Consider the following 21,705-nt stretch of genomic DNA (forward strand, 5'->3'; position numbering starts at 1 on the left):
CGTCACGGCGCGAGGCGGTCCAGCATCGCCTGCGTCACCAGGCAGATGCCCTTCTCGGTGCGGCGGAAGCGGCGCGCATCCTCCTCCGGGTCCTCGCCCACCACCAGGCCCTCGGGGATGCGCGCGCCGCGGTCCACCACGACGTTCCGCAGCCGCGCATGCCGCCCCACATCGACATAGGGCAGGATCACCGCGCCCTCGACCCGGGCGTAGGAATGCATGTGGACCCCGGTGAACAGCAGCGACTGCCGCGCCGCCGCGCCCGAGAGGATGCAGCCGCCCGAGACGAGAGACGCGATCGCCTCGCCCCGGCGGCCCGCCATGTCGTGGACGAACTTCGCGGGCGGCGTGATCTCGGCGAAGGTCCAGATCGGCCAGTCGCGGTCGAACAGGTCGAGTTCCGGCACCACGTCGGTCAGGTCGATATTGGCTTCCCAGTAGGCATCCACCGTGCCGACATCGCGCCAATAGGGCTTCGCCTCGGCCGAGGAGCGGACGCAGCTGTCCTCGAAGCGGTGCGCCACCGCCTTCCCGTGCTTCACCAGGAAGGGGATGATGTCGCGCCCGAAGTCACGCTGGCTGCCCGGCGTCGCGGCGTCGCGCTTCAGCTGGTCGAACAGCAGCCGCGTCTCGAAGACGTAGATGCCCATGGAGGCGAGGGCCAGGTCCTCGCGCCCCGGGATGCCAGGCGGGTCCTGCGGCTTCTCCATGAATTCCAGGATGCGGCAATGCTCGTCCACATGCATCACGCCGAAGCCCCGCGCTTCCAGCCGGGGGACGGCGACGCAGCCCACGGTGACGTCGGCGCCGCTTTCCACATGCTGGGCCAGCATGTGCTCGTAGTCCATCTTGTAGATGTGGTCGCCGGCGAGGATGACGATGTGCCGCGGCGCGAGGTCGGCGATGATGTCGATGTTCTGGTAGACGGCATCCGCCGTACCCTCGTACCACGCCGTCTCGCTGGTGCGCTGGCTGGCGGGGAGGATGTCGAAGCTCTCGTTCCGTTCGCTGCGCAGGAAGTTCCAGCCGCGCTGGAGGTGGCGGATCAGGCTGTGGGCCTTGTACTGGGTGGCGACCGCCACGCGGCGGATGCCGGAATTGATGGCGTTCGACAGCGCGAAGTCGATGATGCGCGACTTGCCGCCGAAGAAGACCGCGGGCTTGGCGCGCCGGTCCGTCAGTTCCATCAGGCGCGACCCGCGCCCGCCGGCGAGGACGAAGGCCATGGCGGTGCGCGCCAGCGGCGCGGGCGCGGGTTCGAAGCTACGCGGCATCGCCTGGATCCTCCTCGGCGTCGTCGTCGAACAGCAGCCAGACCGTGGCCAGCGGCGGCAGCACCACCTCCGCGCTGGCGGGGAAGCCGCCATGCGGGATCGATTCGGCCCGCACCGCGCCCAGATTGCCCTCGCCCGAGCCGCCGTAACAGGCGGCGTCCGTGTTCAACACTTCGCGCCAGCGTCCGGCCCTGGGAAGCCCGATGCGGATGCCGCGCCGCGGCTCCGGCGTGAAGTTGCAGAGCACGGCGGCCGGCGGCCCGCCCTCGCCGTCGAAGCGCAGCCAGGTGAAGGTGGACCGCTCCGCGTCGTCGGCGTCGATCCAGCGGAAGCCCTCCGGCTCGCAGTCGCGCGCGTGCAGCGCGGGGATGGCGCGGTAGAGCAGGTTCAGCTCCCGCATCAGCGCCTGCACGCCCGCATGGGCCGGGTGTTGCAGCAGCCACCAGTCCAGCTCCCGCGCCTCGGACCATTCGCGCCACTGCGCAAGCTCGGCCCCCATGAAGACCAGCTTCTTGCCGGGATGGCCCCACATGAAGGCGAAATAGGCCCGCAGCGTCGCGAAGCGTTCCCAGTCATCCACGCTGCGCCCGCGCGGCATGCGGCCGAGCAGCGATCCCTTGCCGTGGACCACCTCGTCATGGCTCAGCGCCAGGACGAAATCCTCGCTCCAGGCATACATTAGGCCGAAGGTGACCAGGGCATGGTGCCAGCGGCGATGGATCGGGTCGAGCTTCACGTAGCGCAGCGTGTCGTTCATCCAGCCCATGTTCCACTTGAACTGGAAGCCGAGCCCGCCGCGCTCGACGGGGTGGGACACGCCGGGGAAGCTCGTCGCCTCCTCCGCGATCATGGCGGCGCCGGGATGCTCCTCCGCCACCAGTTCGTTGACGCGCCGCAGGAAGGCCACCGCCTCGTGGTTCTCGGTGCTGCCATCCGGGTTCGGCGCCCATTCGCCCGGCGCCCGGCCGTGGTCGAGATGCACCATGGTGGACACCGCATCCACCCGCAGCCCGTCCGCATGGAAGCGCCCCATCCAGTAGAGCGCGTTGGAGACGAGGAAGGCCGCGACCTCGCGCCGGCCGAAGTCGAAGGTGGCGGTGCCCCAGCCGGCATGGAAGCCGCGCCGCGGGTCCGGGTGTTCGTAGAGCGGCCCGCCGTCGAAGCGGATCAGCCCGTGCGGGTCCTGCGGAAAATGCGCTGGCACCCAGTCCAGGATTACGCCGAGCCCGGCGGCATGGGCCGCGTCGATGAAGCGCATCAGCCCGCGCGGGTCGCCCATGCGCGCGGTCGGCGCGTGCATCCCGATCGGCTGGTAGCCCCAGCTTTCGTCGAGCGGATGCTCCATCACCGGCATGAGTTCGAGATGGGTGAAGCCCATCCAGCAGACATGCGGGATGAGGGAGCCGATCAGGTCGTCCCAGCTGTAGAAACGCCCGTCCGGGTGCCGCCGCCAGGATGGCGCATGCACTTCGTAGATGGAGATGGCGGCGCGGCGCGAATTGACCGCAGCGCGCCGCGCCAGGAAGCCGGCATCAGTCCAGGCGAAGGGCGTTTCGTCCGCGACGAGGGAGGCGGTGGAGGGACGAAGCTCAGCCGCCATCCCGTAGGGATCGGCCTTCCAGGGCTGTTCCTGCCCGTCATGCGACATGACGGCGAACTTGTAGGCCATGCCCGCGCCGAAGCCGGGGATGAAGATCTCCCACAACCCGCTGTCGAGGCGCTTGCGCATGGGATGGCGCCGCGCGTCCCAGTCGTTGAACTGCGCGACGAGGGAGACGCGCGCGGCATTCGGCGCCCAGACCGCGAAGCGGGTGCCCGCCACCCCCTCATGCATCGCCGCATGGGCGCCGAGCCTCTCATGCAGGCGCCGATGCGTGCCCTCCACCAGCAGGTGGTCGTCGAGAGGGCCGAGCGTCGGGCCGAAGCGATAGGGGTCGTCCAGCTCCCACGCGCCGCCGGCGTTGCGGGCGCCGAGGCGGTAGCGGAAGGGCAGGGCGGCGCCGGGGACGAAGCCCTCGAACAGCCCGGCATCGTGCCGCCGGACGAGCGCGACCGGCGCGCCCCCGTCCGGCAGCACCACCAGGTTCTCGGCGTGCGGGACGAAGGCGCGCACCACCAAGCCGCCCGGCGCGGGATGCGGGCCGAGCAACGCGAAGGGGTCGCCGTGGCGCGCGGCCAGCAGGGCATCGACCTCGGCCTGCGGCGCGCGCCAGGCTTCCATCACCGACGAACCGGCACCCGCCAGATCTCCCCGGCATATTCCGCGATGGTGCGGTCGGAGGAGAACCAGCCCATGTTGGCGGTGTTCAGGACGGCCGAACGCCACCAGCCCGCGCTGTCCCGCCAGCGGTCGCCGACGCGGCGCTGGGTGGCGTAGTAGCTTTCGAAATCCGCGGCCACCATGAAGTAGTCGTTGCCCCGCAGTCCCGCGACCAGGTCGCGGTAGCGCGCGGGATCGTCGGGGGAGAAGACGCCCGCGTCGATCTGCTCCAGCGCCTCCTGCAGGCGGCGGGAGGTCGCGGCCGCCATCTCGCCGCGCCAGCCTTCCCGCCGGCGCTGCTCGACCTGTTCGGTGGTCAGGCCGAAGATGAAGATGTTGTCGTCGCCGACATGCTCCTTGATCTCGACATTGGCGCCGTCGAGCGTGCCGATGGTGAGCGCGCCGTTCAGCGCGAACTTCATGTTGCCCGTCCCCGACGCCTCCATCCCCGCGGTCGAGATCTGCTCCGACAGGTCGGCCGCCGGCACGATCACCTCGGCGAGGGAGACGTTGTAGTTCGGCAGGAAGACGATCTTCAGCAGGTTGCGCACGGTCGGGTCGCTGTTGACCACCCGCGCCACGTCATGCGCCAGCTTGATGATGAGCTTGGCGCGGTGGTAGCTGCTGGCCGCCTTGCCGGCGAAGATCTTCACGCGCGGCACCCAGTCCCGCGTCGGCTGGCTGCGGATCTCGTCGTACAGCGCCACCGCCTCCAGCACGTTCAGCAGCTGGCGCTTGTATTCGTGGATGCGCTTGATCTGCACGTCGAACACCGCGTCGGGGTCGAGGCGGAGCTGGAGCTGGTCCCGCACCAGCGCCGCCAGCGCCTGCTTGTTGGCGCGCTTCACCGTGGCAAAGCGTTCGCGGAACGCGGCGTCATCGGCCAGCGGCCGCAGCCTCTCCAGCGCACGCTCGTCGTCCAGCACCTCGGGGCCGACGGCGTCCACCAGCAGCCCGGTCAGCCCGGGGTTCGACTGCTGCAGCCAGCGGCGAAAGGTGATGCCGTTGGTCTTGTTGGTGATCCGCCCCGGGAACAGCCTGTCGAAATCCGAGAAGACGGTCTTCTTCAGCAGGTCGGAATGCAGGGCGGAGACGCCGTTCACCTTGTGCGAGCCGACGAAGGCGAGATGCCCCATCCGCACGCGCCGCCCGTGCCCTTCCTCGATCAGCGAGACGGAGGACAGCAGCGCGCCGTCGCCCGGGAAACGGCCCCGCACCTCGTCGAGGTGGAAGGCGTTGACCAGGTAGATCAGCTGCATGTGGCGCGGCAGCAGCCGTTCCATCAGCGGCACGGGCCAGCTCTCCAGCGCCTCGGGCAGCAGGGTGTGGTTGGTGTAGCTGATCGTGTCGCGGGTGATCTGCCAGGCCTCGTCCCAGGGTATGTCGTGCAGATCGACCAGGATGCGCAGGAGTTCCGCGACGACGATCGCCGGATGCGTGTCGTTCAGCTGGATCGAGACGCGCTCGGGCAGGCTGCGCAGGTCGCCGTAGACGCGCACATGCCGCCGCACCAGGTCCTGCAGCGCGGCGGAGGAGAAGAAGTATTCCTGCCGCAGCCGCAGCTCCTGCCCCGCCGGCGTCTCGTCCGACGGGTAGAGCAGCTTCGAGATGCTTTCCGCCTTCACCCGGTTGGCCAGCGCGCCGAGATGGTCGCCGGAATTGAAGGCATCCAGCCGCAGCGGGTCCACCGCGCGGGCCGACCACAGGCGCAGCGTGTTCACATGCGCGCCCCGCCAGCCGACGATCGGCGTGTCATAGGCCACCGCCTCCACCGTCTCGGCCGGCTTCCAGACATGGCGCACCCGCGCCTCGCTGACATTCACGGCCTGGACGGAGCCGCCGAAGCCGATCTCATGCGCGATCTCGGGGCGGGCGAATTCCCAGGGGTTGCCGTAGGTCAGCCAGTCCTCGGGGAATTCGCGCTGCCAGCCGTCCCGGATCAGCTGGCGGAACAGCCCGTGGTCGTAGCGGATGCCGTAGCCGAAGGCGGGGATGCCGAGGGTTGCCATGCTTTCCATGAAGCAGGCCGCGAGCCGCCCGAGGCCGCCATTGCCGAGCGCGGCGTCGGGCTCCGCGATCCGCAGCTTCTCGACATCGACGCCGAGAGGCTCCAGCGCCTCCCGCACCTCGCCGGCCAGGCCGAGGTTGCAGACATTGTCCCGCAGCAGCCGGCCGATGAGGAATTCGAGGCTGAGGTAGTACACCTGCTTCGCGCCGGACTGGTAGGTGGCCCGCGTCAGGTCGATCCAGCGGTCCACGATGCGGTCGCGCACCGCAAGGGCGGTGGCGATGAACCAGTCCCGGTCGCGCGCGCCGAGGCGGCTCTTGCCCAGGTCGTAGGTCAGCTTGTGGATGATGGCGTCCCGCAGCGCGGCGGCATCCTGCCGGCCCGCGCCGCTGCTGGGCGCGGCCGCGGTCGCGTGCGGCATCGGCGTCGTGTCCATGTGGTCGTGGTCCCCTGTTCGGCTGCGCCGCTGCCTGCCGCTTTTCCATCCCTCCCCGGCGGCAACGCGCCGCGGGGCCCCTATTTGCATGACCCGGGGGGTGAATAGAAGCGCCGCCTTTGCGCGCCGGGAGGGTAGCGCGCGCCCGTTACCCGTTTCCTGCCCGCGCCAGCGCCGCCAGGCCCGGGAAGGCGGGGGCGGGATGGGTGACCAGGAACAGGGGCACGCCGCGCATCCAGTCCCGCATCGGGGCGCGATCCTCGAAGCGGGCGCGGAAGGCGCGGGGGTCAAGCCGCGTGGCAAGCCGGGGCAGGATTCCCCCCGCCAGGAACACGCCGCCACGCGCGCCCCAGGCCAGCGCCATGTCCCCCGCGAAATTCGCGAGCAGGTCGAGGAACAGGCCCACCGCCTCCTCCGCCACCGGGCAGGCGCCGGCGGCGGCGACCACCCCGGCGGCGTCCCGCGCGGGCACCGCGGCGCCGCGCAGGGCGGCCACCACCGCATGCAGGTTCGCGAGCCCCCGGCCCGAGACGGCCTCCTCCACCCCCGCCCGGCCGCAGCGTTCGCGCAGCGCCGCCACCACCCGGTCCTGCCACGGATCGGCGGGGCCGAGGCCGATATGCCCGGCCTCCGTCGGCATGGCCCGCCCCTCGCGCCGCAGGAAGGCCGCCATGCCGAGGCCGGTGCCGGGGCCGAGCACGAGCATCGGCGCATCCTCCTCCCCCCCGCCACCCTCGCCGAGGGGCAGGAGGTCGCCCGGCCCCAGATGGGGCAGGGCATGGGCCAGCGCCGCGAAGTCGTTCACCAGCGTCACGCCGTCCAGCCCGAAGCGCGCCGCGATCCCCGGGCGGGAGAAGGCCCAGGGTGCGTTGGTCAGCCGCACCGGCTCGCCCAGCACCGGCCCCGCGAGGGCGAGGACGGCGCGCCGCACCCCGCCGCCGGGCGCGAGCTGCGCGAGCGCGGTGGCGATCGCCGCTTCGGCGGTCGGGTGGGCGGCGACGGGCATGACCAGCGGCGCCCCGACCGCGCCGCCATCCAGCAGCGCGAAGCGGGCATTGGTGCCGCCGATATCGGCCAGCAGCGCCTTCAACGCGCGCCCTGCGCCAGCAGGAAGGCCGCCACGTCCTCGGCCTGGCGCGCCGTCAGGCCGTGGTCGGGCATGTTGGGATGCGGCAGCCGGACGAAGGTCGCCACCCCCGCGCGCGTGGTCCCCGGCCGCGCGGCGATGGAGGCGAAGGAGGGCGCGGCGTCGCTGCGCGGCGCCGGCCCGCCGGGGCCGACGGCATGGCAGTTGGCGCACCATTGCGTCGCCACCGCGCGGCCGCGCTCAAGCTGGTCGGGGTCGCGCTGGGCCGCGGCAGGGCCGGCGGCGGCGAGGGCGAGCAGGGCGAGCATCACGCGCATCCGGAGCCTCCATGGGGGTGGGGGAGGGAGCGTCAGTAGGTCGCCCGCCCCCCCGATACGTCGAAGACCGCGCCTGTCGAGAAGGAGCAGTCGGGCGTGGCCAGCCAGCAGATCAGCGCCGCGATCTCCTCCACCTCCACGAAGCGCCCCATCGGGATCTTGGAGAGCATGAAGTTGATGTGGGCTTCCGTCATCTGACGGAAGATGTCGGTCTTGGCGGCGGCAGGGGTGACGCAGTTCACCAGCACGTTGCGCTGCGCCAGTTCCTTGGCGAGCGACTTGGTGTAGCCGATCAGCCCCGCCTTGCTGGCGCTGTAATGCGCCGCGTTCGGGTTGCCCTCCTTCCCCGCCACCGAGGCGACGTTGACGATCCGCCCCCAGCCATTCGCCAGCAGGTGCGGCACCACGGCGGAGGCAACGATGAAGGGGGCGTTCAGGTTCACGTCGATCACCCGGCGCCACTGCTCCGCCGGGATCTCCCAGCTCGGCATGTTGCCGCCGGTGATGCCGGCGTTGTTCACCAGGATGTCGATCTTCCCGTGCGCCGCCGCGGTCCGGCGCGCGGCGTCCGCCACCGCCATCTCGTCCGTCAGGTCCAGCACCTCCGCCGTCACCGTCCCGTCGGCGGCGAGGGCGGCGCGGCTCTCCTCAGCCGCCGCCGGGTCGAGGTCCCAGATCGAGACGCTGGCGCCGGAGACGACCATGCGCCGCGCGACCGCAAGCCCGATGCCGCGCGCGCCGCCGGTGACGATGGCGACCCGTCCGGCCAGATCCAGCCTGTTCATCCGTCCTCTCCCACTGCTTCGGCGGCGCCCCGGGGCGGGTTCAGCCGCGACCGACGAAGGGCATCTTGGTGGCCATGATGGTCATGGTCAGCACGTTGGTCGCCAGCGGCCAGGCGGCCATCTGCGCGACCGCCGTGCCGACATGCGCGACATCCATCAGCGGCTCCGCCTTGATCGACCAGTCGGCCTGCGGCACGCCGCGGGCCATGCGCTCGGCCATTGCGGTCTGGGCGTTGCCGATGTCGATCTGGCCCACCGCGATGTCGAAGCGCCGGCCGTCCAGGTTCATGGACTTGGTCAGTCCCGTCACCGCGTGCTTCGTCGCGGTGTAGGGGGCGCTGCCCGGCCGCGGCGCATGCGCGCTGATCGAGCCGTTGTTGATGATGCGCCCGCCCTGCGGGGCCTGGTCCTTCATCATGCGGAAGGCGGCATGGCCGCAGAGGAACATGCCGTTGAGGTTCACCGCGACCACCTTCAGCCACTGCTCGGCCGTCAGCTCCTCGAACGGCGTGCCGGGGACGTTGGTGCCGGCATTGTTGAACAGCAGGTCGAGCCGGCCGAATTCCGCCTTCAGCGTCGCGAAGGCCCCTTCCACGGAAGCCGGGTCGGCGACGTCGGCCGGCAGCAGCAGCGTGCGCGCCCCGCCGCACAGCCCCGCCGTCTCCTCCAGCATCTCCCGCCGTCGGCCGAGCAGCGCGACCGCCCACCCATCCGCGGCCAGCGCCACCGCCGCCGCGCGGCCGACGCCGGAGCCGCCCCCCGTGACCAGCGCGAACCTGTCAGCCATCGACCGCCCCTCCCGGACCCCTCGTCATGGGCGCGAGGGTGGCGCCGCGGCCGGGGCGCTGTCCAGCCGGGGGGCTGGCACGCCGGATGCAAGGCAGGCAGCCACCCAGGAGGAGTAGGGCCCGCATGGACCTCGTCGAAGCAGCAGACGCCCCGGCCGACCCGGCAGGAAATGCCCGCCCCCGCCGGCGCGGATTGCCGGCCGCCCTCGCGGTCGCCGCCCTCGCGGCCCTCGCGGCGCCGCTGCTCGGCTTCACCTCCCGCCCGGTGGAGCCGCCGCGCCAGGCGGTGCCTGCGGCAGGCTGGCAGGGCCTCGGCCCCGGCACCGACCTGCAGGAGGCCGGGATCCGGCTGGCCGCCCGCGGCTTCCGCATCGTCGCCTCCGGCCTGCCGCGGCTGGTGGAGGTAGCGCCGGCGGCCGGTCCCTGCCTGGCGGGCTGGGCCTCGGACCGCGCCTGCGAACGCGCCGTGCTGATGCTCGACACCGGGGAGGACGGGATCGCGCGGATCGACCGGATGCGGGTCGAGGTGACGCTGCCTGCCGCGATCCTGACGGCCGACCTGGTGGAGGACGCCGCGCGGCGCCTCGGCGGGCGGCCGGAGCAGCTGGCGGAGGACGGCCCCGAACACCCGCGCGACCAGCCGCTGAGCCGCCATCTCTGGCGCGTGCCGGGCGACCTGCGGGTGGAGCTCGCCATGCCGAGCCTGCCGGGCGACGCCATCGTGCGGTGGTGGATGGTGATCGACCGCGAACCGGGCTCGCCGCCGGCCGCCACCCTGGCGACGCTGCGCTGACGGGTCGCCCCGTGGCACCGCTTGCGGAGGACGCCGTTCCGGTGGAATAGCGGATGCCGAACCACCGGACCCTCCCGAGGCCCGCATGAGCATCCACGCCGCGCCGACGCACCGCACCAGCGACCGCTGCGACCGGCTCGCGGGGGTGTCGCCGCAGGCCATCCGGCCGCGGCCGGCGCCGCGTGGCCGCAGCCCGGTCCTGTCCTGCGCGCCCGACCCCGCGCGCCACCTCCGCGCCACGCCCGGCAGGCCGGGCCCGAGGCGCGCGTCCTGACCGGCCCGACGGCGCCTGCGGGAACCGCGCCGCCCGGGATCGACGAGATGGTGGACGGGGCGGGCCGCATCCGCCCGCACTGGCGCGGCCTGCTCGGCGCCATCTCCGCCCTCGGCCATCCGGCGCTCGCCGAACGCGCGAAGCGGCTCGACCGCGCCTTCGAGGAGGAGGGGGTCGCGACCGTCCTCGTGCCTGATGCCCCCGCGGCCCCTGGGCCCGATGCCCCCACAACCCCCGCCCGCCCGCACCGGCCATGGCGCTGCGATCCGTTGCCGCTGGTCCTGACGGGGCGGGAATTCGACCGGCTGGAGGCCGGGCTCGGCCAGCGGGCGCGGCTGCTGGCCGCGGTGCTGGACGATCTCTACGGGCCGCAGACGCTGCTCTCCTCCGACGTGGTGCCGGCGCGGCTGGTCCACGGCAACCCGCATTTCCTGCGCCCCTGCCGGGCCGAGGCCGCGCGGCCCTTCCCACGCCTGACCTTCTACGGGGCCGACCTGCTGCGCGGGGCCGATGGCGAATGGCGGGTCGCGGCCGATCGCTGCGGCGGGGCCAACGGCGTCGGCTTCGCCGCCGAGAACCGCGCGCTGCTCGCCCGCATCCTGCCGGAGGTCTTCCGCGCGGTGCAGCTCCGCCCGCTGCGCCCCTTCCTCGATGCCTGGGTCGATGCGCTGCACGCGCTGGCGCCGGACGGCGTCGACAATCCGCGCCTGGCCCTGCTGACCCCGGGCAGCCGGCAGGACACTTGGCTCGAGCACCTGTTCCTGTCGCGCGAGCTCGGGCTCGAACTCGTGGAGCCCGGCGACCTGACGGTACGGGGGGAGGAGGTGTTCCTGAAGACCCTGCGCGGCCTGCGGCGCGTCGACGTCATCCTCCGCCGCATCAGGGGCGAGGCCTGCGACCCGCTGGAATTCGGCCAGGCCGGCGGCGTGCCGGGGCTGATGCAGGCGATGCGCGGCGGCCATGTGCGGCTGGTCAATGCGCCGGGGTCGATGGCGGCGGAGGCGCCGGGCCTCGCGCCCTACCTCGCGGCCTGCGCGCGCCACCTGCTCGGCGAGGATCTCGCGCTCGGCGCGCTCGAGACCGTCTGGCTCGGCGACGAGGCGGCGCGGCGGGAGGTGCGCGCCGCGCCGGAGGCCTGGCGGCTGCGCGACGCCTTCGACCCCGGCTCAGCCCCAAGGCCCGGCGCGGCTCCGCCCTGGACCTTCGCCGCCACGCGGCCGGCGCGGCCGTCCTGCGCGCCCTGCCTCGCGGGGGAAGGGCTGGCCCCCGCGCCGGTGATGCTGCGGATGTTCCTGCTGCGCGACGCGCAGGGCGGCTGGCGCGCCATGCCCGGCGGGCTCGCGCAGGTGCTGGAGGAGGGCGGCGAGGTCGCGGGCCCGCCGACGCGCCGCGGCATCGCCAAGGATGTCTGGGTGCTGGCGGAGGAGGGCGGCGAGATCCGCGGCCCCACCGCGCCGCGCGCCGCGATGCTGCCGATCCGCCGTTCCTCGGGCGAGTTGCCGAGCCGCGTGGCGGACGACCTGTTCTGGCTCGGCCGCTACCTCGAAAGGCTCGAAGGCTCCGCGCGGCTGATGCGCTCCCTGCTGGTGCGGCTGCTGCGCGGCGCGACGGTCCCGCGGGAGGTCGCGGAGATGCGCGCGCTGGCGCGTTGCCTGCACGCGGCGGGCCTGCTGGGCGCGGAAGCCGCGGCGAGCCCGCCCGACGGCGCCGCGCTGCCGCGCGCGCTGCTGGCCGCCGCAGGGCCGAACGGCGCGCTGCCGGCGCTGGTGGATGCGGTGGAACGGCCGCAATCCGCGGTGCGGGACCGGCTGACGCATGACATGTGGGCCGCCTTCGCGCAGCTCGGCCAGGAAGCGCGCGCGCGGCTCGCGACCGCCGCGGTCGGGCCCGATGCGCTGGCCGAGGCGATGGGCGCGATCATCCGCGCCTGCACCGGGCTGGCGGGCCTGGCGGCGGAGAACATGGTGCGCGGCGGCGCCTGGATGTTCCTCGACCTCGGGCGGCGGATGGAACGTGCGGCGGCGACCGCGCGCAGCCTCGGCCAGGTGCTGGCCGAGCCGGCGCCGCGGCTGGAGGCCGGGCTGCCCCTCGCGCTCGAGCTCTGCGATTCCACGCTGACCTACCGGGCCCGCTACCTTGCCGCCGTGCAGCCCGCGCCGGTGCTGGACCTGGTGCTGGCCGATCCGGGCAACCCGCGCGCGCTGGGCTTCCAGCTGGCGGCGGTGGCGGAACGGCTGGCGGAGATCGGCGGGGCGGAGGATGCACTGGCCGCCGCCGCGCGGCGTCTCGCAGCCCGGCCGGCGGCGATGGTGGATGGGGTGCTGATGGCGGCGGACCGCGATGCCGCCGCGGCGGCGCTGCCGGCCGCGCTCCTCGCGCTGGGGGGGGAGGTCGGCGCGCTGTCGGACGCGCTGGCGCGGCGCTATGTCAGCCATGTGCGGGCGCAGGCGCTGGGCGGGGGCCCGGGGGCGTGACCCGCTACGCGCTGACGCATGTCACCACCTATCGCTACGGGGCGGTGGTGGATCTCGCGAGCCACCTGCTGCACCTGACGCCGCGGGCCGTGCCGGGGCAGGTGGTGCTGTCTTCCTCCATCGCGCTGTCGCCGCCGGCGGCGCACCGGCGCGAGGGACGTGACCATTTCGGCAATGGCGTGACCTGGCTGTCGGTGGAGGCGCCGCATGACAGCCTGCGCGTGACGCTGGAGGCGGAGGTGGAGGTCGCCTTCCCGCCGCCGCCGCCCGATGCCGCGACGCCGCCCTGGGAAGCCGTGCGCGACGCCGCCGTGACGCCCGCCGGATGGGACGCGGTGGAATTCGCGCTGCCCAGCCCCCACGCCCCGGCCGATCCCGGTGCTGGCGCCTACGCCGCCGCAAGCTTCCCGCCCGGCCGGCCGGTGCTGGCGGGCCTGCGCGACCTGGCGTCCCGCATCCGGCGGGACTTCGCCTTCATGCCGGGCGTCACCACCATCTCCACCCCCGTCGGGCAGGTGCTGTCGCAGCGCGCGGGTGTCTGCCAGGACTTCGCGCATCTGATGATCGCGGGGCTGCGCGCGCTCGGCCTGCCGGCGCGCTACTGTTCGGGCTATGTCCGCACGCGCCCCCCGCCGGGCGAGCCGCGGCGGCAGGGGGCCGACCAGAGCCATGCCTGGGTCGGCTGCTGGCTGGGGCCGGGGCTTGGCTGGGTGGACCTCGACCCGACCAACGACCTGGTGGTGTCGGATGAGCACCTGCTGCTGGGCTGGGGACGCGACTATGCCGATGTGAGCCCGGTGAAGGGCATCCTGCTCGGCGGCGGGCGGCAGGTGCTGGAGGTGAGCGTGGATCTGCTGCCGGCCTGACCCGTCCGCATCGCGCCCCGTCGCATTGACCCCCGCCCGGCTGCGCGTGAGACTTCCGATGACGTCCGCACGGAAAGAACGAATGCCAGGACCCACCCGCGCCGCGCTGGCTGCCGCATTCACGCTCGGCCTCGCCTCCGCCGCCGCCGCGCAGGCGCCGGCCGTGCATCCCGGCACGCCGCCGCCCGACTGCGAAAGGCAGGTCGGCTACGACCGCAACGGCGCGATGCCCGGCTACCTGGCCGAGGAAGGCGGGCGCCGCGTCTGCATCCCCTTCATGCCGACCGCGCAGTTCGCCCCCGCCGGCTACCGCGGCGACTGGCACGCCGAGAACTTCACCGATGCCCGCATTCGGGCGCGCTGGGTCGCCTGCCGGGCCGAGGAGGCCTGCGCGCGGGCTGCCCGCGCCGGCGCCGCCATCTTCACCTCGGCCGAGCGGCGGCGCACCGGCACGGTGGACCCGGCTGGCCTGATCGACCCGCAGTCGAACGACGTGGACCTGCGTGCCATCCGCCGCCCCGCCTTCTTCGGCCGCGCACCCTTTGGCGAGCCGATCGCGGCGGCCGAGCCGCGCAGCTTCGTCGTGGAATTCGCCGCCCCGCGCGACAGCTACGAGCGCACCCATCTCCGGCTCGAGACCTCCATCCGGCTGCGCGGCTGGTACATCGAGGGCGCGGGTGTCGAGACGGGCGGCACGCGCCGGCGCGCCCTGGTGGTGATGAACAACGGCGGCGGCAACGAGATGACGGGGCTCGATGACCCCGACGTCACCGGCCTCGCCCGGAACGCCCAGGGCGCCTGGGTGCCCGATGCGGTAGCGGCAGCGCGGAACGAACAGCCGGGGATGCGCCACTGGCGCGGCTTCGCCGCGGCCTTCAACGCCGCGGGCTTCGACGTGCTGCTGACCGACCGTCGCGGCAACGGCATCTCCGGCGGCGTCAGCGGCTTCAACACGGCCGAGCAGGCGCGCGACATGTTCCGCATGCTCCACCAGCTCGAAACCGGGGAAGGGCTGCGGATGCTGACGCCGGGCGGGGAATTGCTGGAAGGCGCCGCGGCGGGCGGGCGGCTGCTGGCGGGCCTCGGCGCGAACGGCATCCCGGTGGTGGTCGCCGGCTATTCGCGCGGCAGCTACGCCACCGCCTGGGCGATGCACCAGAACTTCGTCGAGGATTGCGACCGCGACCGCCCCGGCACGGCCTGCCGCCCGCCGCGCGGCCAGCCCAACATCGCCGGCGCGATCCTGTATGGCCCGAACAGCGGCGGCCTCGGCTGGCGGCTCGCCGGGCACGACATGGTGGAGGCCGCGCTGCGCGTCGAGCGCAACACCACCTACTACCCGGATGGCGAGGTCCTCGCCGGCATCGCGCGCTGGCCCGCGCTGATGGTGGTGAAGGGCACCTACGACTACGTGGAGGGGCTGGAGGGCTCGCTCGCCGCCTTCCAGCGCGCGCGGGAGCTGCGGGAGATCCACCTGTTCCGCGGCCCGCACCAGCTTGCCACGCAGTCGCCCGATGCGATGCGCGTGGCCGGCGAACGCATGGCGGCCTTCGCCCGCGCCGCCGTGCTCGGCCTTCCCGCCGCCGAAGGCGCGCGCGAACCCGCCGACCTGCGGGAGGCGGTGCTGTCCTCCAGCCGCTTCTGGGACCGGACCACCGGCCCCGAGTGACCCGGGCGGCCGCAACCCCTGGCCCGCGGCCGCCGCAGGCCAGGGGGGCGCCTACAGCGACGCGACCGCGCGTTCCCAGTGGCCGAGGTCGAGGTAGCGTTCGGGCGCGGGCGGCGTGCCGCCCCAGCTTCCCAGCACCTCGGCGCGGATGCGCAGCACCGTGCGGAATCCTTCCAGGTCGAAGCGCCCGTCGATCGCGGAGCCTGTGCCCGGCGCCGTCAGCAGCGCCAGGTTGCGCCGCGCCATGGCGGGGGCGAGCCGGAGGCGTTCGGCCAGCAGCGCCGTCGCCGCATCGCCGTTCGCGGGCGCCAGCATCCAACGGATGCTCTCGACATAGGCGGCAAGGTAGCGCCCGACGACGTCCGGGTTGCGGCGCGACCAGTCGCGCATCGCCCAGCCGGCATTGCCGAGATAGGGGCCGACCGCCTCCGTCACCGTCGCCAGCCGGCGCAGCCCGGCGTCCTCCGCCTGGAGGCTGAAGGGCGGGTTCAGCATGGAGGCATGCGCGTCGGGGTCGCGCAGCATCAGTTCGTAGCGCGCGAAGGTGCCGCCGGTGGGGCGGATGGTGTAGCTGCCGCGCGGCAGGCCGTTCATCTCCATCATCTTGTAGCCGACCAGCGCATAGGCGGTGTTCGGGGCATCCACGATCAGCGTCCGGCCGCGCAGGTCGGCCCAGTCCCTGATTTCCGGCTTCACGTAGAAGGCGTTGAAGGCGCTGTCGCCGCCGATGAGGATGCCGATGTCGTGGCCCGCTTCCGCCATCGCCACCGCGTTGTCCACGCCCGCCACGACCAGCTGGTGGTCACCGGCGGCGAGGCCGTTGCGCAGCACGTCGGAATTCGGGGTGTTGAGGATCTCCACCGCCAGCCCGCGCCGGGCGAAGAAGCCCTGCGACTGGCCGACGAAAAGCGGCATGTTGGCCAGGCCCGGGAAGACCATGACCTTCAGGCTGGTGGCCTGCGCCCGGGCGAGGGACGGAGCGGCGAGAGCGAGGCCGGCGGCGCCCAGCAGGGCGCGGCGCGTGGTGGGGACCATGATTGTTTCCTCCTGCGTCCGCGGTCCGGACAATCGATTGCAGGATAGTGCGCCAACCCCGTCCCCTTGCAAGCGCCGTGGCGGCTTCCCACGCGCGGCCCGGCGCCTAAACTCGTCCCGGCACGCAGGAGGGAAGCCATCATGGACCGGCAGGTCATCACGTCGCCCAAGGTCACCTGGATGCGGTCGGGCGTTTCGCATGCCGTCAAGGCGGGCGGCATGGTCTATGTGACCGGCGCCACGCCCTTCCACGGCGACCGCCAGATCGCGAAGGGCGACTTCGCCGCGCAGCTGCACCAGGTGATGCGGAACATCCAGGCGATCCTGGAGGAGGCGGGAAGCTCGCTCGACCGCGCGGTGAAGATGAATGTCGCGCTGACCGACATGGGGCGCTACGCGGAGTTCGACGCGATCTTCAAGACGTATTTCGAGCCGGGCAACTACCCCGCGCGGCAGACCACGGAATCCGCGCGGCTGGCGCATCCGGACTTCCTGCTGTCGATCGACTGCATCGCGGTGGCATAGGCGGGCGCCGGGAAGGGCTTCCCGGGCGGGCGGGTCAGTCGGGCGTCAGCCCGATCTCGGCGATCAGCCGGCCGATCCGCGCGCCCTCGCTCCGCACGCGCTCGGCCAGTTCCGTGGGGCCGAGGGCGAAGGGGCTGGTTCCGACCGGCAGCCTTTCGGCGAAAGCCGGCGAATTCACCGCGTCCAGCAGGTCCTCCGCCGCGCGGTCCACCGTGGCGGCGGGGGTGGCGCGGGGGAAGAACACCGCCATCCAGGCATTCATCAGCTGCACCCCCGGCGCCGCTTCCGCCATCGTCGGCACCTCCGGCAGCAGCGGGTGGCGCTGCGCGCCGTTGAAGGCGAGCGGCCGCAGCGTGCCCGCCTGGATGTGCGGCAGCGTGATGGAGAAGCTGTCCATCGTCACCTGCACGCGGTTCGCCAGCAGGTCCGTGTTGCCGGCCTGGCTGGTGCGGTACGGTACGTGCTGCATCGGGAAGTCGAGCGCGCGTCGCAGCGCCTCCAGGTTCAGGTGCGGCACGGTCGCGTTGCCGGGGGAATAGTAGAACACCGGGTTGTCCGCCGGCCGCGCGCGCGCATGGGCCGCAAGCTCCGCCAGCGTCCGCACCGGCAGCGAGGCATGCACGGCCAGGAACGAGCTGGAGATGGCGAGCCCGGTGACGGGCGCGAGTTCGGGGAAGGGGTCGAAGCGCGGGTTGCGCTGGATGTGCGGCAGGATGGTCAGCGCCGCCGCGGCGACCACGCCGCAGACGCTGCCATCCGCCGGGGCGCGGATGAGGTTGTTGGCGCCGAGCATCCCGCCGGCGCCGGGCTGGTTGTCGGCGGCGATGCGCCAGCCATGCCGCTGGCCCAGCACGTCGATCAGCACGCGCGCCACCTGGTCGGTGATGTTGCCGGCGCCATAGGGGATCACCATGCGCGTCGGCGGCGACCAGGGCCGCCCGGCCTGGTCGGGGCGCTGCGCCAGGGCGGGCGCGGGCAGGGCGGCGGCGAACAGCAGGTGGCGGCGGCGCATGGCGTGGCTCCTCAGGCGGGGATCGGCTCGGCGGGGTCGAAGACCTCGCCCGTCGCGCCGTCCGTCAGGCCGAGATCGGTCGGGTGCGGCGCCGGGTTGCAGGCGAGCGACAGGCCCGTCATCGCCCGGAAGACGCGGAAGGGCAGCTGCCAGTCGATCACCATGTCGGCCTGTTCGCGCAGCTTCGCGAAATTCGCCACCGTCTCCTCCGGCGGGGTCTCGGCCAGCAGGCCGGCGATGGGCAGCGGCAGCAGCGCCGTCACCCGCCCCCCGCGCGCCACCGCCATGCCGCCGCCGCAGCCGATCAGCGCATTGGCCGCCGCCTGCATGTCCGCCGCGTCGCGCCCCAGCACCAGCAGGTTGTGGCTGTCATGGCTGATGGTGGTGGCGATGGCGCCGCGCGGCTCGCCCCAGCCCTCGATGATGCAGGTCCGCGGGATGGCGGGGGCGCGGCCATGGCGGTGGATGATGGTGATGAGGGCGTGGTCCGGCGGGGGGGCGGCGAAGCCGTTGCGGACCTCCACCTCCACCGTGCCCCACTTGCCGTGGCGCGCGCCGACGATCTTCCGCAGCCGCGCGCGCCCGTCGCCCACGCCGTTCACCTTCGGCATGAAGGCCTCGATCGGTTGGGGGGACAGCTTCACTGTGTCCCGCGGCCCCGGGCTGCGCCGCGGCGGCGCCAGCAGCCGGCCGTCCCTCGCCACCAGCCGCCCCGCCGCGAAGACGCGTTCCACCGCCACGGACGGCAGGTCCGACAGCACCACGATGTCGGCCTGCCGCCCCGCGCCGACCAGGCCGAGGTCGTCGCGCTTCAGGCGCATCGCGGCGTGCAGCGTGGCGCAGCGGATGGCGTGGATCGGGTTCATCCCGCGCGCGACGATGCGCGCGATGGTGTCCCGCAGGCCGCCCTTCTGCATCAGCTCGTCGGGGAAGATGTCGTCGGTGCAGAAGACGAGGTTCGGCGGCAGCGCCGGCAGGGCCGCCAGCGCGGTCAGCACGCCGGGCAGCACGTAGTCGTGGCTGCCGCGCAGCTCCACCGTCATCCCGGTGCGCAGCTTCTGGACGAAGTCCTCCGGCCCCACGATCTCGTGGCAGGAGGTGACGCCGGCGCTGGCATAGGCCTGGAGGTCGCCGTCCACCATGCCGCGCGCATGGCCGTTGACGTTCTTGCCCGAGGCGAGGCCGGCGCCGACGATGCCCTGCATGTGCGCGGTGCCGCGCAGCACGCCGGGCATGTCCATCACCTCCGCCACGCCCGCGATCTCGGGCCAGGCGAGCATCTCCGCCATCTCGGCCGGCCCGATCTCGGCCCCCGCCACCTCCAGCCCCGGTGCGGATGGCACGCAGGACGGCGCGGCGACCAGGCTGCGCAGCGGCAGGTCGCGGCTGGCCTCGATTGCCCAGCGCACGCCGGGCAGGCCCAGCACGTTCGCCAGCTCATGCGGGTCCCAGACGCAGGTGGTGGTGCCCGCGGGGACGACGCAGGCGGCGTAGTCCGCCGGCGCCATCAGGCTGCTTTCGTAGTGCAGGTGGCTGTCGATGAAGCCGGGCGCGAGGAAGCGGCCGGACACGTCCTCGACCGCGGCCGCGTCCTCCCGCAGTCCCGGCGGGTGGACCGAGGCGATGATCGGCCCGACGATGCCGATATCGGCCGCCCGCAGCTCGCCCGTCGCGACATCCACGACGGTGCCGCCCATCAGCAGCAGGTCGAAGGGGGCGGAACCGCGCGCGGCCTGGACGGCGCGGGCGCGGATGGCGGGGGCGACGGGGTCGTTCATCGTGGGGCTCTCCCGGCGGAAAAGGCCAAGGTCATCTCGTCGGTTCGGGCTTCGTAGGAGAAGCCGCGGCGCATCGCCCAGGTGTTGACCTGGAAGTAGAGCGGGATCAGCGCGGTCTGGTCGCGGAGCGCAAGCCGTGTCGCCTGCTGGGTCAGGGCGCGGCGCTCCCCGTCGTCGATGGTGGTGCGGGCGCGCTGGATCAGCGCGTCCACCTCGGCGTTGCTGAAACGGCCGCGATTGGCGGTGCCGAGGCCGAGCGCGGTGTCCCAGCTGTGGATCTGCGTCTCCAGCATCCCCAGCACCTCCGGGTTCGGGCTGAAGCCGGCCAGGTTCACGCTGTAGCGAAGCTGCGCCGCCTCGCTCAGCCACACCGCGCGGGTGCGGGTCTCCACCGTGGCGGCGAGGCCGAGCCGCGTCCACATCTGCGCGATCGCCTGCACCACCTGCTCGTCGTTCACGAAGCGGTCGTTCGGGCCGTTCACCTGCACCGCGAAGCCCTGCGCCCATCCGGCTTCCGCCAGCAGGCGCCGCGCCGCCTCGGGGTCGAAGGGCGGCGGCGTCAGGTCGGGCGAGGTGCCGAAATAGCCGGGCGGGCCGAGATCGCCGGCCGCGAGCGCCTGGCCCTGGAGGATGCGGGAGACCAGCGCATCGCGGTTGATGCCGAGCGAGAGGGCGCGGCGCACGCGCGCGTCGCGCAGCGGGTTGGCGATGCGCGCGCCGTCCTTGCCGCGGACGAAGGGGCTGTCCTCCCGGTCGCTGTCCAGCGTCAGGAAGATGAGGCGGTTGGACGGGCTTTCCGCCACCGCGAAGCGCTGCGGATCGGCGCGGAAGCGCGCGAAGTGGTCGGGCGGCACGATCTCGATGAGGTCCACGTCGCCCGCCTGCAGCGCCGCCACGCGCGCCCCGGCATTGGCGATGGGGCGGAACTCCGCCCGGGCGAAGGCCGGCGCGACGCCGTGGAAGGCGGGGTTGCGCTCCATCACCACCGGGCTGCCCGGCTGCCAGGAGACGTGGCGGAAGGGCCCGGTGCCCACCATCGCGCGGCCGGAATTGTAGTCGGCCGTGGTCGCACCCTCGCCGTGGCGGCGGCTGACCACCATGACGAGCGCGAGGAAGTTCGGCAGCAGCGGCGTCGGCTGGGCGGTGCGGATGCGGATCGTGGTCGCATCCACCGCCTCCACCCCCGCGATCGGCCGCGTCGCGTAGCGGAAGCTGGACGGCGAATTCGGCACGTCGCCGGCGCGGGCGATAGTGAAGGCGATGTCGTCGGCCGTCACCGCCGCGCCGTCATGGAAGCGCGCGCGGGGGTCGAGCGTCACCTCCCAGGTCAGCGCGTCCACCGCCCGCATCGATGTGGCCACCGCCGGCCGCAGGTCCTGCCGGTGGTCCTGCTCCATCAGCGGCTGGAAGACGTGGCGGCTGAAGGCGATGTTGGTGATGAGGCTGGCGAAATGCGGGTCGAGGCTGGTCGGCCCGGCCTCGACCCCGATGCGGATCGCGTCCTGCGCCAGGGCGGGGGCGGCGAACAGGCTCGCGGCCAGCAGGGCGGCGCGGAGCGTCATGCGGCAGGGTCCTTCGGCATCAGGGGGCAGGCGGCCAGCGGGGCGGAGCCGGGCAGGGGCGCCCAGCCCGCGCCGCCCCGCGCGAAGACCGGCGTGGCGAAGACGGCGCGGAGCGGGATGTCGGCGGGCCAGTCCGCCGCCCAGCGGTCGCCCTGCGCCATCGCCACCAGCAGCGCCGCCGGCCGGACCCCGGCCGCCGCCAGCAGCGCGATGCCGGCGCGCGCCGAGCCGCCGGTGGAGATCACGTCATCCACCAGCAGCACGCGCCGCCCCGCGAGCCGCGGCACCAGGCGCGGGTCGAGCCAGAGCCGGCGCTCGGCGGGGCTGGTGATGGACTGCGCGGGGACGCTCAGCCGTTCCTCATACCACCGCTTGCGCGACCAGCCCGGCGCGACCCAGTTCGCGTGGCCGAGCGACTCTGCGATCGCGGGCGCGAAGACCTGGCCCAGGGTGGGAAGCCCCACCACCACCTCGGCGCCCAGCGGCGCCGCGATCTCCGCCATCCAGCCGGACAGCCGCCGCACCACGCCGAAGCCCGCCTGGTTGGCGACGAAGCCTGCCACCGCCGTCGCGCCGAGGTCGCGCAGCGGCAGGGCCAGCGCGGTGCCGTCCGGCATCGTCGCGGGGTATTCGTCGGTCCAGGCCGCGGCGGGCGCCGGGCGCGGCGCGAAATCCTGCCAGAACTCCATCGCATCCGGGTCTGTGTGGGGCGGCCGCAGCGTGCCATGCTGCGGCACGGCACCGCAACCGGAGCACCCGCGC

18 protein-coding genes are annotated in these 21,705 nt (G+C 73.4%); 6 read left to right on the plus strand and 12 right to left on the minus strand.

Annotated features, from left to right (window positions below):
• Positions 1–2: 2 nt before the first annotated feature.
• The 7 genes from glgC to ACK8OX_RS05505 form a co-directional block, all read right to left on the minus strand.
• Positions 3–1,274: a glucose-1-phosphate adenylyltransferase gene (gene glgC / locus ACK8OX_RS05475; RefSeq protein ID WP_430662920.1), complete on the minus strand. Its 1,272-nt coding sequence runs from the start codon at positions 1,272–1,274 to the stop codon at positions 3–5.
• Positions 1,264–3,495, minus strand: a complete 2,232-nt coding sequence (gene glgB, locus ACK8OX_RS05480) for a 1,4-alpha-glucan branching protein GlgB (protein WP_430662921.1) — start codon at positions 3,493–3,495, stop codon at positions 1,264–1,266. Before glgB ends, glgC begins: the two co-directional genes overlap by 11 nt.
• Positions 3,495–5,978 (minus strand): glycogen/starch/alpha-glucan phosphorylase, encoded by a 2,484-nt coding sequence (locus ACK8OX_RS05485; RefSeq protein ID WP_430662922.1) that lies wholly within the window; start codon positions 5,976–5,978, stop codon positions 3,495–3,497. Before ACK8OX_RS05485 ends, glgB begins: the two co-directional genes overlap by 1 nt.
• Before the next feature lie 148 nt (positions 5,979–6,126).
• A complete protein-coding gene (locus ACK8OX_RS05490) occupies positions 6,127–7,068 on the minus strand; it encodes a glucokinase (RefSeq protein ID WP_430662923.1) in 942 nt (313 codons plus the stop codon).
• Positions 7,065–7,382, minus strand: a complete 318-nt coding sequence (locus ACK8OX_RS05495; RefSeq protein WP_430662924.1) for a c-type cytochrome — start codon at positions 7,380–7,382, stop codon at positions 7,065–7,067. The genes ACK8OX_RS05490 and ACK8OX_RS05495 overlap by 4 nt, the downstream gene beginning before the upstream one ends.
• 32 nt (positions 7,383–7,414) lie before the next feature.
• On the minus strand, positions 7,415–8,167 hold the full coding sequence (locus tag ACK8OX_RS05500; RefSeq protein ID WP_430662925.1) for an SDR family NAD(P)-dependent oxidoreductase: 753 nt from the start codon (positions 8,165–8,167) through the stop codon (positions 7,415–7,417).
• Positions 8,168–8,207: 40 nt separating this feature from the next.
• Positions 8,208–8,954 (minus strand): SDR family oxidoreductase, encoded by a 747-nt coding sequence (locus tag ACK8OX_RS05505; protein ID WP_430662926.1) that lies wholly within the window; start codon positions 8,952–8,954, stop codon positions 8,208–8,210.
• A gap of 125 nt (positions 8,955–9,079) precedes the next feature.
• Between ACK8OX_RS05505 and ACK8OX_RS05510 the strand changes: the two genes are divergently transcribed.
• The 5 genes from ACK8OX_RS05510 (at position 9,080) to ACK8OX_RS05530 (ending at position 15,031) form a co-directional block, all read left to right on the plus strand.
• Positions 9,080–9,748, plus strand: a complete 669-nt coding sequence (locus ACK8OX_RS05510; protein ID WP_430662927.1) for a hypothetical protein — start codon at positions 9,080–9,082, stop codon at positions 9,746–9,748.
• 85 nt (positions 9,749–9,833) lie between these two features.
• Positions 9,834–10,022: a hypothetical protein gene (locus tag ACK8OX_RS05515; protein ID WP_430662928.1), complete on the plus strand. Its 189-nt coding sequence runs from the start codon at positions 9,834–9,836 to the stop codon at positions 10,020–10,022.
• A gap of 47 nt (positions 10,023–10,069) precedes the next feature.
• Positions 10,070–12,496 carry a circularly permuted type 2 ATP-grasp protein gene (locus ACK8OX_RS05520; protein WP_430662929.1) on the plus strand — a complete coding sequence of 809 codons (2,427 nt, stop codon included), beginning with the start codon at positions 10,070–10,072 and terminating at the stop codon, positions 12,494–12,496.
• The gene (locus ACK8OX_RS05525) at positions 12,493–13,362 is read left to right on the plus strand and encodes a transglutaminase family protein (RefSeq protein ID WP_430662931.1); all 870 of its coding nucleotides are present in this window, start codon (positions 12,493–12,495) and stop codon (positions 13,360–13,362) included. Before ACK8OX_RS05520 ends, ACK8OX_RS05525 begins: the two co-directional genes overlap by 4 nt.
• A gap of 82 nt (positions 13,363–13,444) precedes the next feature.
• Positions 13,445–15,031 carry a hypothetical protein gene (locus ACK8OX_RS05530; RefSeq protein ID WP_430662932.1) on the plus strand — a complete coding sequence of 529 codons (1,587 nt, stop codon included), beginning with the start codon at positions 13,445–13,447 and terminating at the stop codon, positions 15,029–15,031.
• Positions 15,032–15,082: 51 nt separating this feature from the next.
• Here the strand turns inward: ACK8OX_RS05530 and ACK8OX_RS05535 are convergent, their stop codons facing one another.
• Entirely contained in the window at positions 15,083–16,066 is a 984-nt protein-coding gene (locus tag ACK8OX_RS05535; protein ID WP_430662933.1) for an ABC transporter substrate-binding protein, read from the minus strand.
• Between the two features lie 141 nt (positions 16,067–16,207).
• Here ACK8OX_RS05535 and ACK8OX_RS05540 point away from each other — a divergent pair, with 141 nt between their 5' ends.
• Positions 16,208–16,591 carry a RidA family protein gene (locus ACK8OX_RS05540; RefSeq protein WP_430662934.1) on the plus strand — a complete coding sequence of 128 codons (384 nt, stop codon included), beginning with the start codon at positions 16,208–16,210 and terminating at the stop codon, positions 16,589–16,591.
• Between the two features lie 34 nt (positions 16,592–16,625).
• On the opposite strand, the gene ACK8OX_RS05545 is transcribed toward ACK8OX_RS05540, so the two are convergent.
• From ACK8OX_RS05545 to ACK8OX_RS05560, 4 genes are read right to left on the minus strand one after another with little or no spacing between them, the layout of a single operon-like run.
• Positions 16,626–17,603: a Bug family tripartite tricarboxylate transporter substrate binding protein gene (locus ACK8OX_RS05545; protein WP_430662935.1), complete on the minus strand. Its 978-nt coding sequence runs from the start codon at positions 17,601–17,603 to the stop codon at positions 16,626–16,628.
• 11 nt (positions 17,604–17,614) lie between these two features.
• Positions 17,615–19,381, minus strand: a complete 1,767-nt coding sequence (locus ACK8OX_RS05550) for an adenine deaminase (protein WP_430662937.1) — start codon at positions 19,379–19,381, stop codon at positions 17,615–17,617.
• A complete protein-coding gene (locus ACK8OX_RS05555) occupies positions 19,378–20,943 on the minus strand; it encodes an ABC transporter substrate-binding protein (protein WP_430662938.1) in 1,566 nt (521 codons plus the stop codon). The genes ACK8OX_RS05550 and ACK8OX_RS05555 overlap by 4 nt, the downstream gene beginning before the upstream one ends.
• On the minus strand, positions 20,940–21,632 hold the full coding sequence (locus ACK8OX_RS05560; RefSeq protein ID WP_430662939.1) for a phosphoribosyltransferase: 693 nt from the start codon (positions 21,630–21,632) through the stop codon (positions 20,940–20,942). Before ACK8OX_RS05560 ends, ACK8OX_RS05555 begins: the two co-directional genes overlap by 4 nt.
• Positions 21,633–21,705: the final 73 nt, after the last annotated feature.

The sequence above is a fragment of the Falsiroseomonas sp. CW058 genome (assembly GCF_050563535.1).
GTDB lineage: Bacteria > Pseudomonadota > Alphaproteobacteria > Acetobacterales > Acetobacteraceae > Falsiroseomonas.